The organism is Pseudomonas edaphica, from assembly GCF_005863185.1.
In the GTDB taxonomy this organism is placed as follows: Bacteria; Pseudomonadota; Gammaproteobacteria; order Pseudomonadales; family Pseudomonadaceae; genus Aquipseudomonas; species Aquipseudomonas edaphica.
On sequence record NZ_VBVZ01000919.1, the window covers coordinates 1 to 1,677 of the forward strand.

Here is a 1,677-nt window from a genome sequence, read left to right on the forward strand (position 1 = left end):
CCAGTTGTTTAATGATCGCCTTGCGGGTCGGTTCTGGCATTTCCTTACTACAGTGATCCGCGAAGGTGCTCCTATTGCCGTTTGGGGCGATTACTTTGAAGTGGCTTCCTTTGCCTGCTTCGAAGGTTACCCCTTGGGCCTTTAACCATCGTCTGAACTCGCTGAACTTCATCACCTCGCCTCGTTGTTTGGATGAGTCCAGTTTACCACTATTTTGTGGTAATACAACAATTTTGTATTATTTCTTTTGGAGAGACCAATGGCAGAACCCGCGAGCACTGCCGCCAGCGTAGTGCTGGTCAAATACGGCGTGGTCATGGCTGCATTCATCGGTTCGATCCTGTCCCTTGGCTTTCTGAGGGACTTGACCCGGTGGCAGGCGGCTTCAGCTGTCCTCACCGGTTTCCTGTTCTCGGTTTACCTGACGCAGCCCGTAACGATCTGGCTCGCCCCCAAGCTTGAGATGGCGGTGACTGATGATCTTCTGTGTGGCGTGGCATTCGTGCTCGGGCTGACAGCGATGAACATCATCCCGGCAATCAAGGCTGCGGCGGGGTCATTCCCGACTGCGCGAGGTGCCTGACATGAACGGCATTCTTGTATCAGCGCTGAGCGTGGCTGACGCGCTTCTGTGCGTGCTTGTCGCCCTGGCAGCCTGTGACTATTTGCGCCGGGTTCGGCCAATCGACCAGCCGCTGCTGTGCTCCGCCTTCTACCTGGTGGCCATCGGCGCGTTTGGCGCGTTCGTGACCGCGATCCAGGGGAGCTGGGTAAACCCATTCGGTGTGGTGCTTCACGCTGGAGTGGTGGCCTATGCCTGGGCTCGGCGAAACCATCTGTTCGAAACACCTACCTGACCGATTAAACCAAAGGCGCCCGGTACTGCCGGCGCCGATCTATTGAGGGCGGACCGAATGGAGTACGTCCTCGACGGCAAGCGCTACTCAGCCAGCTACCAAGACCTACGCGAAGAGCACGCCCGATTCGTCCAGATGACCGACAAGCGCTTCCTGAAGGTGTTGCCGGCGGCGATGCACTTTGCAGTGTTCGTGTGCTGGTTCAAGGAGCTGCCGACGAGCCAGGTGCTTTCGGATGAGGGGATCGTTCACCAGTTGGCCCACCTTATCCACTTGAAGGGTGAGCCGCTGGTGATGGGCAGACTCGGCGAGATCCGGGAGTTGTTCGACCAGCAGCTGCGGCTTGCACCGTAATCCGCGCCACGTTTTCGAATGCGCCAAATCGTGGCGCGCAATCATGAGAGGGTCAGATGACGACCATTGCCTACAAAGACGGCGTGATCGCCTATGACTCCCAGGTAACCCGTGGTGATGTGATCACCTACGACGATTACGAAAAATGCCTTGAGCGCAACGGTGTGAAGTTCTTCTGCTCCGGCGCTGTCTCGGACTATCAGCGCCTGGTTGATGCTTACTTCGGTGCAAAGCCTGAAGGCAACATCGACGTTACAGCCATCGTGTTGGATGGTGAGCAGTTGATGCTGGTTGCAGTGGATGATGCTACTGGCCTGTGGAGGTCGCCGATAATGCTGGATCGCCCTTACGCCATTGGTAGCGGTACGCCCTACGCGTTCGCCGCAATGGACATGGGAGCCAGTGCCTATCAGGCGGTAGAGATGGCTTCCAAGCGCGACACCAGCACCGGCGGCACGATCCGCAC

At 57.5% G+C, this 1,677-nt stretch carries 5 protein-coding genes; 4 read left to right on the plus strand and 1 reads right to left on the minus strand.

Going from position 1 to position 1,677, the window contains the following annotated elements:
- Positions 1–172: type II toxin-antitoxin system HicA family toxin (locus tag FEM54_RS32075; protein WP_138454223.1), on the minus strand; the 172-nt coding region annotated here is incomplete at its 3' end.
- An 87-nt stretch (positions 173–259) separates the two neighbouring features.
- Here FEM54_RS32075 and FEM54_RS32080 point away from each other — a divergent pair.
- The 4 genes from FEM54_RS32080 to FEM54_RS32095 all read left to right on the plus strand — a co-directional run.
- Entirely contained in the window at positions 260–583 is a 324-nt protein-coding gene (locus FEM54_RS32080; RefSeq protein ID WP_138454224.1) for a peptidase M48, Ste24p, read from the plus strand.
- A 1-nt stretch (position 584) separates the two neighbouring features.
- Entirely contained in the window at positions 585–857 is a 273-nt protein-coding gene (locus FEM54_RS32085; protein ID WP_138454225.1) for a hypothetical protein, read from the plus strand.
- Positions 858–914: 57 nt separating this feature from the next.
- Positions 915–1,211, plus strand: coding sequence for a hypothetical protein (locus FEM54_RS32090; protein ID WP_138454226.1), 297 nt, complete (start codon positions 915–917; stop codon positions 1,209–1,211).
- 56 nt (positions 1,212–1,267) lie between these two features.
- The coding region (locus FEM54_RS32095; RefSeq protein ID WP_138454227.1) for a proteasome subunit beta at positions 1,268–1,677 on the plus strand (410 nt) is incomplete at its 3' end.